This is a genomic window from Mycobacterium persicum (genome assembly GCF_002086915.1).
Classification (GTDB): domain Bacteria; phylum Actinomycetota; class Actinomycetes; order Mycobacteriales; family Mycobacteriaceae; genus Mycobacterium; species Mycobacterium persicum.
In genome coordinates, this window is the sequence record NZ_MWQA01000001.1 from 5,879,938 (window position 1) to 5,893,095 (window position 13,158).

Annotated in this window: 14 protein-coding genes; 10 read left to right on the forward strand and 4 right to left on the reverse strand. The window is 60.9% G+C overall.

Annotation, left to right across the window (positions count from 1 at the left end; translation table 11 throughout):
* Positions 1 to 12: 12 nt before the first annotated feature.
* Both B4U45_RS26750 and B4U45_RS29645 read right to left on the reverse strand, forming a co-directional pair.
* The gene (locus B4U45_RS26750; RefSeq protein WP_075546112.1) at positions 13 to 519 is read right to left on the reverse strand and encodes a GtrA family protein; all 507 of its coding nucleotides are present in this window, start codon (positions 517 to 519) and stop codon (positions 13 to 15) included.
* 212 nt (positions 520 to 731) lie between these two features.
* Positions 732 to 1,640, reverse strand: a complete 909-nt coding sequence (locus tag B4U45_RS29645; protein ID WP_082275305.1) for a class I SAM-dependent methyltransferase — start codon at positions 1,638 to 1,640, stop codon at positions 732 to 734.
* 141 nt (positions 1,641 to 1,781) lie between these two features.
* Here B4U45_RS29645 and B4U45_RS26760 point away from each other — a divergent pair, with 141 nt between their 5' ends.
* Together B4U45_RS26760 and B4U45_RS26765 are read left to right on the forward strand one after the other, a co-directional pair.
* The gene (locus tag B4U45_RS26760; protein ID WP_075546114.1) at positions 1,782 to 1,967 is read left to right on the forward strand and encodes a hypothetical protein; all 186 of its coding nucleotides are present in this window, start codon (positions 1,782 to 1,784) and stop codon (positions 1,965 to 1,967) included.
* Between the two features lie 14 nt (positions 1,968 to 1,981).
* A complete protein-coding gene (locus B4U45_RS26765) occupies positions 1,982 to 2,851 on the forward strand; it encodes a glycosyltransferase family 2 protein (protein ID WP_244899424.1) in 870 nt (289 codons plus the stop codon).
* Positions 2,852 to 2,988: 137 nt separating this feature from the next.
* Here the strand turns inward: B4U45_RS26765 and B4U45_RS26770 are convergent, their stop codons facing one another.
* Together B4U45_RS26770 and B4U45_RS26775 are read right to left on the reverse strand one after the other, a co-directional pair.
* Complete coding sequence (locus B4U45_RS26770; RefSeq protein WP_075546116.1) at positions 2,989 to 3,903, reverse strand: NAD-dependent epimerase/dehydratase family protein; 915 nt, start codon at positions 3,901 to 3,903, stop codon at positions 2,989 to 2,991.
* A 3-nt stretch (positions 3,904 to 3,906) separates the two neighbouring features.
* On the reverse strand, positions 3,907 to 4,908 hold the full coding sequence (locus B4U45_RS26775) for a glycosyltransferase (RefSeq protein ID WP_240316633.1): 1,002 nt from the start codon (positions 4,906 to 4,908) through the stop codon (positions 3,907 to 3,909).
* A 397-nt stretch (positions 4,909 to 5,305) separates the two neighbouring features.
* Between B4U45_RS26775 and rfbF the strand changes: the two genes are divergently transcribed.
* From rfbF to B4U45_RS26815, 8 genes are read left to right on the forward strand one after another with little or no spacing between them, the layout of a single operon-like run.
* A complete protein-coding gene (gene rfbF / locus B4U45_RS26780; RefSeq protein WP_075546118.1) occupies positions 5,306 to 6,079 on the forward strand; it encodes a glucose-1-phosphate cytidylyltransferase in 774 nt (257 codons plus the stop codon).
* Positions 6,067 to 7,155, forward strand: coding sequence for a CDP-glucose 4,6-dehydratase (rfbG, locus tag B4U45_RS26785; protein ID WP_240316760.1), 1,089 nt, complete (start codon positions 6,067 to 6,069; stop codon positions 7,153 to 7,155). Before rfbF ends, rfbG begins: the two co-directional genes overlap by 13 nt.
* Positions 7,152 to 7,703 (forward strand): dTDP-4-dehydrorhamnose 3,5-epimerase family protein, encoded by a 552-nt coding sequence (locus B4U45_RS26790; RefSeq protein WP_075546230.1) that lies wholly within the window; start codon positions 7,152 to 7,154, stop codon positions 7,701 to 7,703. Before rfbG ends, B4U45_RS26790 begins: the two co-directional genes overlap by 4 nt.
* Entirely contained in the window at positions 7,700 to 8,923 is a 1,224-nt protein-coding gene (locus B4U45_RS26795; RefSeq protein WP_075546120.1) for a class I SAM-dependent methyltransferase, read from the forward strand. The genes B4U45_RS26790 and B4U45_RS26795 overlap by 4 nt, the downstream gene beginning before the upstream one ends.
* Positions 8,920 to 10,029: a DegT/DnrJ/EryC1/StrS family aminotransferase gene (locus tag B4U45_RS26800; RefSeq protein ID WP_075546121.1), complete on the forward strand. Its 1,110-nt coding sequence runs from the start codon at positions 8,920 to 8,922 to the stop codon at positions 10,027 to 10,029. The genes B4U45_RS26795 and B4U45_RS26800 overlap by 4 nt, the downstream gene beginning before the upstream one ends.
* A gap of 13 nt (positions 10,030 to 10,042) precedes the next feature.
* The gene (locus B4U45_RS26805; protein ID WP_198929513.1) at positions 10,043 to 11,056 is read left to right on the forward strand and encodes an ATP-grasp domain-containing protein; all 1,014 of its coding nucleotides are present in this window, start codon (positions 10,043 to 10,045) and stop codon (positions 11,054 to 11,056) included.
* Positions 11,053 to 12,306 carry an NAD-dependent epimerase/dehydratase family protein gene (locus B4U45_RS26810; protein ID WP_075546123.1) on the forward strand — a complete coding sequence of 418 codons (1,254 nt, stop codon included), beginning with the start codon at positions 11,053 to 11,055 and terminating at the stop codon, positions 12,304 to 12,306. Before B4U45_RS26805 ends, B4U45_RS26810 begins: the two co-directional genes overlap by 4 nt.
* Positions 12,306 to 13,079, forward strand: coding sequence for a TylF/MycF/NovP-related O-methyltransferase (locus tag B4U45_RS26815; RefSeq protein ID WP_075546124.1), 774 nt, complete (start codon positions 12,306 to 12,308; stop codon positions 13,077 to 13,079). Before B4U45_RS26810 ends, B4U45_RS26815 begins: the two co-directional genes overlap by 1 nt.
* The last annotated feature ends 79 nt before the right edge of the window (positions 13,080 to 13,158 follow it).

The window sequence follows — 13,158 nt, forward strand, 5'->3', positions numbered from 1 at the left end:
TGGCAGCACGCGCTACGTGCGCGAAGTCTCGTCCTGAGCGTCGACGATGTGAGCGTCGGCGACGCCGCGCCGGAAGGAAAAGTACCGGTGGCCAACGTAGTTGAGCACCAGGATGGGCACAAAGATGATCGCTTGCGCCGGGATGCGGTGCAGGCCGAGCTCGACCAACACAGTCAGGGCGACGGCATTGAGGCCAAACGTGGTGAGGTAGACGCTCTCGAACCGCACGAGGTCACGCAGCACGTGGCCGCGAACGCGGAACACTAACCGACGATGCATCACGAACGCGAACAGCACGCTCAGTACGTGCGAGACGCCGACCGTCACCAGTGACCCGGCGACTGTGCCGAACCGGCGGTCGACGAGGTGGCCGACGGTCTGCGAGCAGGCGACGAAGATAGCGAAGCCGACGACGGTGTTGACTCCACCGACCACCAGGAATGCGACCCGCTGGTCGCGGATAAGCCGGATCAACGGCCCCGGCGGCGCCGATTCGGGCGGCAGGTCGAATTCAGTCATTCGACGCCTTCCGCCGGGGCAGTGCTTGCGGCTCACCCGTAAGCGTCGGCGTCGACATGCGTACGCCCCTCCCGGTCGGTCATTCATGCCACGGCATCGCCCAAGTCAGCCCGTTATCCCAGCCGTGCCATTCCACCCTCACCCCGTTGTCGGAGCGCTCCTCACAGCAAAACATGCGAAGTACCCCATCATCTCGACTTCAGGCAACCCGGTCACCCGGGGACGTGCCCAGCGAAGACAGTCTGGGCGCCTGTGCCGTCGTCGGTGACGTCGTAGACCTCGGCCTCGAAGCCCGCCTCGCGCAGGTAATCGACGATGTCTCGGCCGAACTCGGTGAAAGCCAACAAATCCTCCCCCACCGGAATGAACCGGTACGCCCCGCTACCCCTGCCGTGGTAGAGGGGCGGCATCAGGTGCGTGATCTCGCCGTCATCGCGTACGCGGGCGCGCGTTTCCGTAGTCGCACGCGTCCAAACGACCGGAACTGTGAAGACATGACGGCCTCCAGGACGCAGCACCCGCCGAGTCTCGGCCAGTGCGGTTCGGAAGTCGGGGACATGTTCCAGAGTGTCAGACGACAGGACGAGGTCGAAGGATGCATCGGGGTAGGTAAAGCGACACATGTCTTCGTTGCGGACGCCGTCAATGATCTCGCCCAGACGGAGCGGCCCCCGGTAGGCGGAGAAGGACAGCCGCGGCAGCCGACGCAACAGGGCATGCAGCGATCCGAGCGAGCCGATCGTGTTTACTTCAGCGACCTCCAGGGCGCGAAACGCCGGATCCTCGATCAGTTCAGCGAACGACCCACACCCGGGTGGACCGTAGAGAGCGATGAGGACCTCGGCGATCCTCCTCACTCGCAGGTTGCTGCAGCAGAACCGGCAGAACATGCTCTCGCGCAAGATATTGGCCCGCGACACGGTGGGATCTGCCCAAAAGGCGTGCACATCGTCCGGGATGGTCCAGGAATTGAAGGTGAACCTGGTATCGGCGCCGCAGACCACGCAACGGCCCGCCTGGTCAGCGCGTCGGTCGCGTGGCGGGCGCAGGTTGAGCAGCACAGGTCGCCCCACTCGGGCTTTCACCGCCGCCGCCACGCTAACCGGGTTCAAAGTGATCATGACTCGCTCTCCGTTATTAGCAAGCGGTGTTTACGGTGGTGTAGACACATATTCGTACTATGTTGGTCCACGATCGCGGACGTGCCGCGCAATATGTGAGAAGCCTAGCGCCCGAGTAAGTTAGGAACTAAATTGCTGCCCATGACCGCGGTCCTGGCCCCGGCGCTGCCGGCGGTGGTGGATTTTCCGCCGGTTTTCAACTCGCTGTCGCGATTGGTCATCGTCGCCGCGACCGTCCTGCACAACTGGTGCATTCATCGGGGCTCTTCGTTTCGGCGTGATTCCACCGACTGCCGACTCGTCGAGCAGCGGGAGACGGTGTCGTGACGCCATTGGTATCGGTGGTCGTGCCGGTGTACAACGGAATCGCGACGATTGATGCAACGATGCAGTCGCTTTTGGCGCAGACATTCCGCGACTTCGAACTGCTGGTTTCGGACAACATGTCCAACGACGGCACCTGGGAGGCACTGCAGCGTTACACCGTCGACCCCCGGGTCCGCTTGATCCGACACGCTTCTAACGTTGGACCAACTGTGAACTTCAAGACCGTCACCGACCTAGCCACTGGCGAATTCATCAAGGCAGTCTGTGCCGATGACGTGCTGTATCCGGACAACCTCGAGGTGCAGGTGAAAGAGCTGACGGCTCACCCTTCAGCGGTGGTGGCCGTCAGTTCCAGAGATGTTATCGATGCCACGGGCAGGATCGTGCTTCGCAACCGCGGATTGGCCGGACTCCGCGGTGAAATCGCCGGTCCTGACGCTATCCGGCGCAGCGTGCTCGCTGGCACCAACATTTTCGGCGAACCGCCGTCGGCCTTGTTCAGGCGCAGGGCCTTTGTTGACGCCGGTGGTTGGGACGTTCGCTTCCCTTTTCTCATGGATCTGGCGACCTACTGCGCGGTGCTACTTCATAGCAATGGCAGTCTTGTCGCGGTACCCCGGCCCCTCTGGGCATTTCGAATAAGCGGTGCCCAGGCGAGTGTTGGAACGCAGATACAGTCCCAGGCCGGCGAAGTGATCGGGTTCTTTCGCGCTTTGGCAGCTGAGCACCCCGGGTTGCTCGAGCACCGGTACCTGGCCGTCGGTAGCGCGCGAGCCCGTATGAACGCCCTCGGGCGCCACGTGGTGTATCGCTGGCTTGGGCGGCGAATGCGCCCCGCGCCCCCCGCTGCAGACAGCCAGCACGACGTCGACAAGACGCGTTAACCCCTTTGGGTGGAACCGAAATGGCAGACCGCTGTGGAAACGAATTCCTGCCCTTCCCTTGCCCATACACTGCCTGAGGCGACGTTTCCCCGTAGTACTGGGGGATCGAATGTGGCAGTCGGCGGTCGGCTTGGCAACTAGCACATTGCTTGTTGCCTTAGTACCGACTCATAAACGCGCTTGACTGTCACGGGAAACGGCGTGATTCCCACGCTTTGGAATTCGCGCGGAAAGTCTGTGCAAATCCTCAGGTCCCGAACGTGATAGCGCGAGGACGGGTTGGTCCCGAGTGCGATGCGGACGGAGCGGTGTGCGACCTGCTGAACCGTCCGCACGACAGTACAGACCGAGACGGGTCGTTGAGATGAGATATTGCGCAGCACCGGCTCCGAGGGCTGGTCACGCACCACATTCTCGACCAACGCGCACACCATCGCAGCGGCATCATCGACGTACAAGTAGTCGCGCAGTGTCTCCATCGGCACGAAAACGTTCAACGATTGTCGCGTGACCGCGGCTCGACATAGCTGACTGACCAGACCCTGCTGTTTCGCAAGATTCTGACCGGGCCCGGCGAGGTTTGAGAACCGCCCGATGACGAGTGGGACGCAGCCTTTAAGCGTCATCCGCAGGATCTCCTCCTGAGCGAGCTTCGTCTCGCCGTAGGGGCTCAGCGGCCGTGGCTTCGTCGACTCACTGAACGGGGGCTGAGTCGACCCGGCATAGACGCCGCCCGCGGAGGATGAGAGGAAGAACGCGCCGTTGCCAGCCGGCCGCATGTCTCGCAGCTTTGTGACGAAATGCGACATGATGCGCGTTTCCGCGGCGAGTTTGTCGGCCGTGGAACCGACCACGCCGCTGCCGGCGGCCCAGATAATCGACCAATCGTCGTTTTGGGCCGTTCGGATGAATCGCTTGAGGTCGGAATCGAGCACCTCGACCGCCGCATCGTGATCCGTCCACGGCACCGAAAGATGCGGGAACGTCGGACCGATCGCCCGCGACACGGCGCTACCGAGAAGTCCGCCACGACCGACGATCCAGGTAAGCATCCGTCAGTCCGCCGGACTGTCGAATATGTCGGCGGGATCTCGCACAATGACGTACACCGGCTTGCCCATTGCCATGGTGGCTGAAGCGGCGATGTATTCGGCGATGATCCCCAGGGCGAACAAGGTGGCCCCACCGACGACAAGCACAGCCACGAACACCGATGTCCACCCTTGCACGGTGATATCGCCGACCAACTTCTGAATCATGCTGTAGATCGCCACAGCAAAACCGAGAAGGGCGAACAAAATGCCCATCATTGACACGAAACGCAGCGGCCGGGTGCCCGAAGAGATGACGAGCCGCCAAAAATGCGACACCAGGCGACGCAGGGTGTAGGCGCTTGCAGGTCGTCCTTCTTGGCGCATCATCACCGGACAGGTCGACGGGTTGGCGACAACCCAAGAAAGAGCGACATCCAAAAACACGCCCGCGCCGGCGTAGGCTGCGACACTTCGTCCGGCCTCGCCCAGGACCAATCGGTAACTGTTGAATGCACTGGGCCCGTCAGACGACACCAAGACATGCACAAACAACCACTTCGTTATCCGAGACGCCGCGTTGCGCAACACCCCATGCGGCGGTCGATTTCTCGGCGAGGCATACACCAGCTGTGTGCGGTCCCGGTACGCCGTGTCTAGCAAGTCACCGATATAGCCCGGGTCGTGCTGCCCGTCCTCGTCCATCGTGACGATCCAGTCCCCGCCCGACGAGGTCATGCCCGCAAGTGTCGCCGGATGTTGCCCAAAGTTGCGAGACAACCACACCGGGCGCACCCATTCGTCGTGCCCAGCCAACTCACGAACGACTTCTTCACTGCCGCGAATGCCCCGGTCCCACACCAGGAGCACCTCGTCGACGCGGAACTCACGACCGTCGCGGGTTTGCTGAGTCGAACGCAGCTGCGCGAGCTCCTTCACCACACCAGGCAAAGTCGCGGCTCCGTTATAGACCGGGATCACAACGCTGACCGAATCCACACGGCCCAACTGACGGTCACCAGTCACGCGTTGCCTCCCCAACATACGGCTCCAGTGAAGTGACTGTACCGATGGATAAGCGGGAAAGTGATGCCAATTGTGGTTCTGCCTCGCGGGTCCGGCCGTCGGCTGGGAGATCGCCGGCGTAACGCCGCGCGTCCCGGTGATTACGGTCCCGGTGCCGGGCAGCCAGAGTAGACTCATGCGCTCGAAGGCGACCTGAGTGCGAGGGCGCAAGGTATCTAACCGTTGGGGGTCTTTCTTTCTTATTCGTCATCTTACGGGACAAGTATCCAAACGCTCCTGCCGATGTATTGGAGTATATGACTGCCATATTAGAAGGTAACTTGAGTTGCTCTCATGCATTAACAGATCGGCCAAGGAACTGGTTGCTTTGGTATCCTTCCAAACACAAGCGAGCACAATGAAAGCCGTAATCCTGGCCGGGGGTCTCGGTACTCGCCTGAGTGAGGAAACCACGATCCGCCCCAAACCCATGGTGGAGATCGGCGGGCGACCCATCCTGTGGCACATCATGAAACTCTACTCGCATCACGGTATTCGCGATTTTGTCGTTTGCTGTGGCTATAAGGGTTACGTCATTAAGGAATATTTCGCTAACTATTTCCTGCACATGTCGGACGTGACTTTTGATATGTCCCTCAACAAGATGGAAGTCCACCGGCACCACGCGGAACCCTGGCGGGTGACGCTGGTTGATACTGGCGACGAAACCATGACGGGTGGGCGGCTGAAGCGGGTGGCTACCTATATCCAAGATGACGAGGCGTTTTGCTTCACCTACGGTGATGGACTCAGCGACGTGAACATCGGCGCGAGCGTCGAATTCCACCGTCAGCATGGTCGTCACGCCACGGTTACGGCGGTGCTTCCGCCGGGGCGCTATGGCGCCATCGAGTGCGTAGGCAACCAAGTCACGGGCTTCGCCGAGAAGCCGCGTGGCGACGGCGGCCTGATCAACGGCGGATTTTTCGTCTTGTCTCCGGCAGTACTTGATTACATTGACGGCGATCAAGTCGCATGGGAGGGGCCACCTTTGGCTCGTCTGGCAGCCGACGGCGAAATGATGGCTTTCGAGCATTCCGGCTTCTGGCAGCCGATGGACACGCTTCGAGAGAAGAACCTGCTCGAAGAACTGTGGAGTAGCGGCAAAGCGCCGTGGAAATGCTGGCATTGAACGCATTCGGAACTGCTTATCGCGGGCGCCGGGTCCTCGTCACCGGCCACACGGGCTTCAAGGGCAGCTGGTTGTGTCTGTGGCTACATGCTCTGGGCGCTGAGGTGACCGGGCTTGCTTTGGACCCGGCGTCCGAGCCGAACCATTGGGGCCTGCTCAAGCTATCGATCAACGATCATCGCGTCGACATTCGCGATGAAGCTGCGGTCCGTGGGATCTTCGCTACTGAAAGTCCGCAGGTAGTTTTCCACTTGGCTGCTCAGCCGTTGGTGCGCCGGTCCTACCGCGAGCCAGTGGCCACCTGGGCAACCAACGTGATGGGTACCGTGCATGTACTCGAAGCTGCCCGTGCCACGCCAGATGTGCGCGCCGTGGTGGTCGTGACGACCGACAAGTGCTATGAGAATCGCGAATGGCCGTGGGCCTACCGAGAAAGAGATCGGCTGGGCGGCCACGACCCTTACAGTGCGTCCAAGGCCGGGGCCGAGTTGGCGGCGGCGAGCTACCGGACTGCCTTTCTGCAACACTCGCCGGCCCCGCTGCTCGCAACCGCTAGGGGCGGCAACGTGATTGGCGGTGGCGACTGGTCTGAGGACCGGCTGATCCCCGACTTAGTGCGCTCCGTCGTCGCCGGCGAGCGACTGGTCATTCGGTCGCCGCGCGCCACGCGCCCTTGGCAACACGTGCTCGACTGCCTCAGCGGGTATCTGCTACTGGGCCAGCGACTCCTGGCGGGCGACGAAACTTGCGCTGATGCTTGGAATTTCGGTCCCGATGAGAAAGGAAACCGTACGGTAGAGCAGGTGCTCGGTGACCTTGCTCGCACGTGGCCGCAGCTTCGGTGGCAAGAGACAACCGATCCACAGCCGCACGAGGCGGGCTTGCTGCAACTCGACAGTGCCAAGGCGAGAATGCATCTCGGGTGGCGTCCCGTCTGGGATCTTGAAAAAGCGATCTGCCACACAGCCAACTGGTATCGCCAATGGCTGGAACTTGGTGAAGTGCGAAGCGCCGACCAACTGGACGCCTACATGACCGATGCAGTCACTTCAGAACTGACGTGGGCCACGGCATGAATATCCTCGACACCCCGATCTCCGATCTCAAGATTGTGACGTCCCTGCCCCACAGTGATGCCCGCGGAGCTTTCGTCAGGCTCTTTTGCGCCAACGAACTTCAGTCCCTGCTGGGCCACCGCCAGATCGCGCAGATCAACCACTCCAGAACCAGCCATGCAGGGGCCGTGCGGGGGATGCATTTTCAAAATCCTCCGCATGCGGAAATGAAAATGGTCCGCTGCCTTCGTGGCCGGGTATGGGACGTCGCGGTGGACCTGCGGTCCGGCTCGCCGACCTTTCTTCGGTGGCACGCCCAGGAACTGGCGGCAGACGACGCGCAGATGCTGATCATCCCCGAAGGCTTCGCCCACGGCTTCCAGGTCTTGGAGCGTGACAGCGAATTGCTATACCTCCACACGGCTTTCTATCACCCGCCTTCCGAGGGCGGCCTGCGTCACGACGATCCGCGGCTTGCGATCACGTGGCCATTGCCGCCGCAAGACCTGTCACCTCGTGATCTGGCCCATCCGCTGCTGGATGCTGATTTCACCGGAGTCGCGCTGTGAAATGCCGACACTGCGGGGCACCCGTGGAACACAGTTTCGTGGACCTGGGCTTTGCGCCACCGTCCAACGCCTACCTGCATGCCGAGGACCTGCGTCACCCGGAGGTGCATTACCCCCTGCGTGTGCTGGTGTGCCACCGGTGTTGGTTGGTGCAGACCGAGGACTATGCCCGTCCCGATGAACTGTTCAGCGCCGACTATGCCTACTTCTCCAGCACCTCGAGCACCTGGCTCGAGCACGCGGCCAGCTATGCGGCCATGATCACCGAACGGCTGCAACTCGGGCCTGAGAGCTTTGTCATCGAGGTGGCCTCCAACGATGGCTACCTACTGAAGAACTTCATGGCAGCGGGGATCCCCTGCCTGGGCATCGAGCCGACGACGAGCACGGCCGATGCCGCCGAGGCACTGGGCATCCCGGTCAAGCGGGAATTCTTCGGGGAAGCCGTGGGGCATCGACTGGCCAGTGAAGGATGGTCGGCGGATCTGGTGGCGGGTAACAATGTGTACGCTCACGTGCCCGACATCAACGACTTCACCCGTGGCCTGGCCGCCGTACTTAAGCCCGAAGGCACCGTCACGCTGGAATTTCCCCATCTGATGCCGTTGATCGACCGGACCCAGTTCGACACCATCTATCACGAGCACTTCTCGTACCTGTCGCTGACGACCGTGGCGCGCATCTTTGCCGAGGCCGGCTTGCGTGTGTGGGACGTGGAAGAGTTGCCTACCCATGGCGGCAGCCTGCGAGTGTATGGCTGCCATGCTGGGGCAGCGAACTCCACCACGGACCGCGTGGCTTCGCTGCTGAGGCGGGAGGACGCCTTCGGATTGACCCGGCCCGACATCTACACAGCCTTCCAGTCTCGTGCGGATCGGGTGAAGGATGACCTCGTGGCCTTCCTCATCGAACAAAAGCGTGCTGGTCGGCGTGTGGCGGCCTACGGTGCCGCGGCGAAAGGTAATACCTTGTTGAACTACGCAGGCGTCAGGCCCGACCTGCTTCCGTACGTTTGCGATGCCGCGCAGTCCAAGCAGGGAAAATTTATGCCAGGAAGCCACATTCCCATCCATTCGCCTGAGGTGCTGCGCGAGAACCCGCCAGACGACGTGATCATTTTGCCCTGGAACATCGCCCATGAGGTGCGGACCCAGTTAGCTGACCTTGTCAACAGCGGCACACGTTTCGTGATGGCGGTACCCGAATTGAGCTTTCTGTGAAGCCCCGCATCGCTTACACCAAGCCCTCGATCACCGAGCTGGAGGTGCGCTACGCCACCGATGCCGCCGCGAACGGCTGGGGCGAGCATTGTTACGACTACATCAAGCGCTTCGAAAGCGCCTTCAAGGCACACCTCGGGGTCGAGCACGCGATCGCCACCTCGAGTTGCACCGGCGCGCTGCACATGGGTATGGCCGCGCTCGGAATAGGCCCGGGCGACGAGGTCATCATGGCCGACACCAACTGGATCGCCACGGCAGCGCCCATCGTTCATCTCGGCGCCAGACCCATTTTTGTCGACATCTTGCCCGAGAGTTGGTGCATTGACCCGGAACTGGCCGAAGCCGCCATCACTCCGCGCACCAAGGCCATTGTCGCTGTGCACTTGTATGGCAATCTTTGCGAGATGGACCGTCTCCTGGCAGTAGGTCAAAAGCACGGTATCCCGGTAATCGAGGACGCGGCCGAGGCGATTGGTTCGATTTACCACGGAAAGCGCGCCGGCTCCCTGGGTCGTTTTGGGACCTTTTCCTTTCACGGCACCAAGACGGTCACCACCGGTGAGGGCGGCATGTTCGTCACCAACGACGACAACCTGTACGAGGAAGTTCTTACGCTCAGCAACCACGGCCGCGCTCGCAGTCAGACCAAGCAGTTCTGGCCGGATATGGTGGGCTTCAAGTACAAAATGTCGAACGTCCAGGCAGCCATTGGTTGCGCGCAGATGGAGCGTGTCGATGAACTGATTGCACGAAAGCGACAGATATTTCGGGCATACAAGGGTGGGTTGGCCGGCGTGATGGGGGTATCGATGAACCCTGAGCCGGCGGGGACGCAAAATGGATTCTGGATGCCGACTGTCGTATTCGAAGAGTCGACCGGAATAACGACCGAGCGTCTTACCGCTGCATTCGCGGCCGAAAACATTGACGCCCGGGTTTTCTTTCATCCGCTATCCACGACCCCTCCGTTTGCGGGATCGCCTGGAGGCAAATGGGCCGGCAATATTTCGGGCCGTGCAATCAATGTTCCCAGTTTCCATGACATCACCGAGATCGAGCAGTGTCGAGTCGTGCAAGTTGTCCGGGAGATTTGCGTTGCATGAGAAGAGTCCGCGAGTGCTTATCGCCGGAATCGCGGGTGCCTCGCTTGGGACTGAGATTGCCAAGTCCCTCAACCATGCCGGCGGCTATGACGTACTCGGATGCGACATCTCCCCGCTTGCTTTCGGGCACTATGACGAGCGTTTCGCCTCGACATTCCTCGTCGATCGCGAAGGCTACGCTCAAAATCTGCTCGACCTTTGCGTCCGCGAGCAGGTCGATTGCATCATCGCGGGCGGCGACGAGCCGGCCATCCTCATAGGCAGAGACCACGAGCTTTTCGCGCGTGCCGGGATACGGCTCGGGCAAAACAACCCGGGGCTCACCGAGCGCCTTGCTCACAAAGGTCATTGCTTCGAGATTCTTGAGAGCGTCGGTGTCAGAACGCCCCGGACCCAAACGGTGGGTCCGGGGACCGACATCAGCGGCTTCCCGATGCCATGCATCGTAAAGCCGGCGTTGGCGAGCGGCGGCAGCGTATTTGTGTTCTTTGTCAGAAGCCATGAGGAAGCACGCCTGTACTGCACCTACCTGCACAACAATGGCCGTACCCCGTTACTCCAGGAGTATCTGCCAGAGGACAGAGGCGAGTTCACGGTCGGCGTTCTTTCGTTGCCCGACGGCAGCTGCGCCGGAGCGATAGCCCTCAAGCGGGCGTTTCACAGCAAGCTTTCCGTCTCTATGCGTGGCCCGGATTTCCTCATCTCGAGCGGATATAGCCAAGGTCTGATCGACGAGTATCCGGCCATCTGCGAGACCGCCGAACTGATCGCCCGGCGCCTCGGCAGCACCGGCCCGTTGAACATCCAGGGGCGCGTCGCCGCCGACGGCGCGTTCGTTCCCTTCGAAATCAACGCCCGGTTCTCCGCCAGCACTTACTTGAGGACACTGGCGGGCTTCAACGAGGTCGATTGGTACGTCCGACACCTTCTCGGCCTGGCGCCGCCGGGTGCACTCGGCATCATCCCGGGATGGTATTTGCGAACGCTGAGCGAGGTCGCCGTTCCGCTCGGGCAGGTGGTGAAATGATCCGATGGATCGTCCAAGGCCGACTGGGGACCGCGCCGGGTGACAGCATCGCGCATGGCGGCCCGTATCACGTGGTTGATACCAGAGCCATGGTCGACAAGCGCGGCAACTCGGCTGATGAGCTGCTCGCCACGATCCGCGAGGGCGTCGCGGAGCTCGAGCGTGGCGGCTCCGTCGTGGTCGTCTGCGATTTCGGCGTGTCTCGCAGCAACACGATCGCGGCCGGCATTCTCGCCGAATGGCGTGGCATGGAATTTGACGCGGCGGTGGCCCAGGTCATCGCGACGACCGGAGAGCAGGCCGTCAAGCTTGAGATGGTTGACTCGCTGCGCGCGGTACTGCGCAAGTCTGCCACGTCGGTCCGCCAGGACGGCATCCTTATCACCGGCGGCAGCGGCTTTCTGGGCACTGCCCTGCGTGACCGCCTCGCTGATTCACATCGTGTCGTCGCGCCCGACCGTGCGACGGTAGACCTACTAGGTCCCGTAGTTCACCTTGACCGCTATTGCCGCGACAACGAAATAGGAAAGATCATTCATCTCGCCTACCCGCGGATCTACACCAACAACGATGCTATGGGCCAGAGCCTGACCATACTGCGGGGGATTCTCGACGTCTGCAAATCGCTCGGAATTCACCTTGTCCTACCGTCAGGCGCCGTGGTGTTCTCGGCCTACAGGTCGAGCTCGATGATTGCGGACGTCAACACAACGATGCGTCCTCGGGGGGTATACGGCGAAACAAAATTTCTCGAAGAAGTCCTCGTACAAAATGCGCGGGCCAACGGTGAAGTCAATTCCACTGTCGTTCGAATCTCACCGACTTTTGGTCCGCAAAGCTTGCGGCCACGCTTGATAAGGTTCGCGCATCTCCGCCTGAAAGAAGGACGACCGATCGTGACCCACCGCTATCGCAACGGGTTGCCTAGCCTGCAGCTGCTCTATATTGATGACGCTGTGGAGGGGCTTGCCAGAATTATCGAAAAGAAACGAAACGCTCCGATCTATCATCTGGGTGGCAATTTCTTTCATGAACCGCGCGAAATCATCGGCAAAATAGGTGAGATCCTCGGGTGCCATGCTGCGATCGAGGAGACGAACATCGATGACGACGTTGCGAACGTTTTCCTTGATTGGTCAGCAACGGAGAAAGAATTGGGCTGGCGGCCGACGACCACCCTAAGTGACGGGCTGCGCCGCGCGCTTGCGTGCGCCGCTTCACCCGAAATACAGACCGGAAAAGGTGAGTAATGGATAACCGCTTTTCGATGCTCGACGCGCGCACACAAACCTCCGCAGATGAGCAATACGCCACGAGAATCCAGGAATTCTTCAGCGCCGGCGAAGGTGACATTCTCGCCAAACTGAAGAACTTCGCGAAGTTCGTTCCGCGCCAAACAATGGCGACGTTCCTGGCCAAGAACGAGATCTTCAAGCAAATCGTGGATGTTCACGGCCATATCATTGAGTGTGGCGTCTTCATGGGGGGCGGCTTGATGACGTGGGCGCAGCTCTCGGCGATCTACGAGCCCTACAATCACACACGACGAATCGTGGGGTTCGACACTTTCGCCGGTTTTCCCAGCCTCGCGGATCAAGACGCAACTACCGAGGACGCGAGTCTGTCATTCGCCAAAGTCGGTGGCTTGGCGGTTCAAGGCATCGAGGACGACATTCGGCACGCAGTCTCGTTGTACGACCTCAATCGTCCACTGGGGCATATCGATCGAGTCGAACTCGTCAAGGGTGACGCACAACAGACGATCCCTGCGTATCTGTCAGACAACCAGCACACGGTGGTTGCGCTTCTCTACCTCGACTTTGATCTGTTCGAACCGACCCTGGCGGCGATCAGGACTTTCCTGCCCAGAATGCCCAAAGGTGCCGTACTCGCTTTCGACGAGCTCAACCAAAAATACTGGCCCGGCGAAACCCTTGCCGTACTGGAGTCGGCCGGGATCAGGAATCTCCGTATCAGGCGCTTTCCTTTTACGCCGCAAATTTCCTATGCGGTGCTGGACTGACACACGGACGCGGCACGGCAGGCAGCCAACGCTTCGAAGTCAGGTGCGCCGCCGTGCACCCACCACTTGTGGGCGAAAA

Coding starts and splice junctions, on each gene's coding strand:
- B4U45_RS26750 (WP_075546112.1), bottom strand. CDS start 519: ATGACTGAATTCGACCTGCCGCCCGAATCGGCGCCGCCGGGGCCGTTG.
- B4U45_RS29645 (WP_082275305.1), bottom strand. CDS start 1,640: ATGATCACTTTGAACCCGGTTAGCGTGGCGGCGGCGGTGAAAGCCCGA.
- B4U45_RS26760 (WP_075546114.1), top strand. CDS start 1,782: ATGACCGCGGTCCTGGCCCCGGCGCTGCCGGCGGTGGTGGATTTTCCG.
- B4U45_RS26770 (WP_075546116.1), bottom strand. CDS start 3,903: ATGCTTACCTGGATCGTCGGTCGTGGCGGACTTCTCGGTAGCGCCGTG.
- rfbF (WP_075546118.1), top strand. CDS start 5,306: ATGAAAGCCGTAATCCTGGCCGGGGGTCTCGGTACTCGCCTGAGTGAG.
- rfbG (WP_240316760.1), top strand. CDS start 6,067: ATGCTGGCATTGAACGCATTCGGAACTGCTTATCGCGGGCGCCGGGTC.
- B4U45_RS26790 (WP_075546230.1), top strand. CDS start 7,152: ATGAATATCCTCGACACCCCGATCTCCGATCTCAAGATTGTGACGTCC.
- B4U45_RS26810 (WP_075546123.1), top strand. CDS start 11,053: ATGATCCGATGGATCGTCCAAGGCCGACTGGGGACCGCGCCGGGTGAC.
- B4U45_RS26815 (WP_075546124.1), top strand. CDS start 12,306: ATGGATAACCGCTTTTCGATGCTCGACGCGCGCACACAAACCTCCGCA.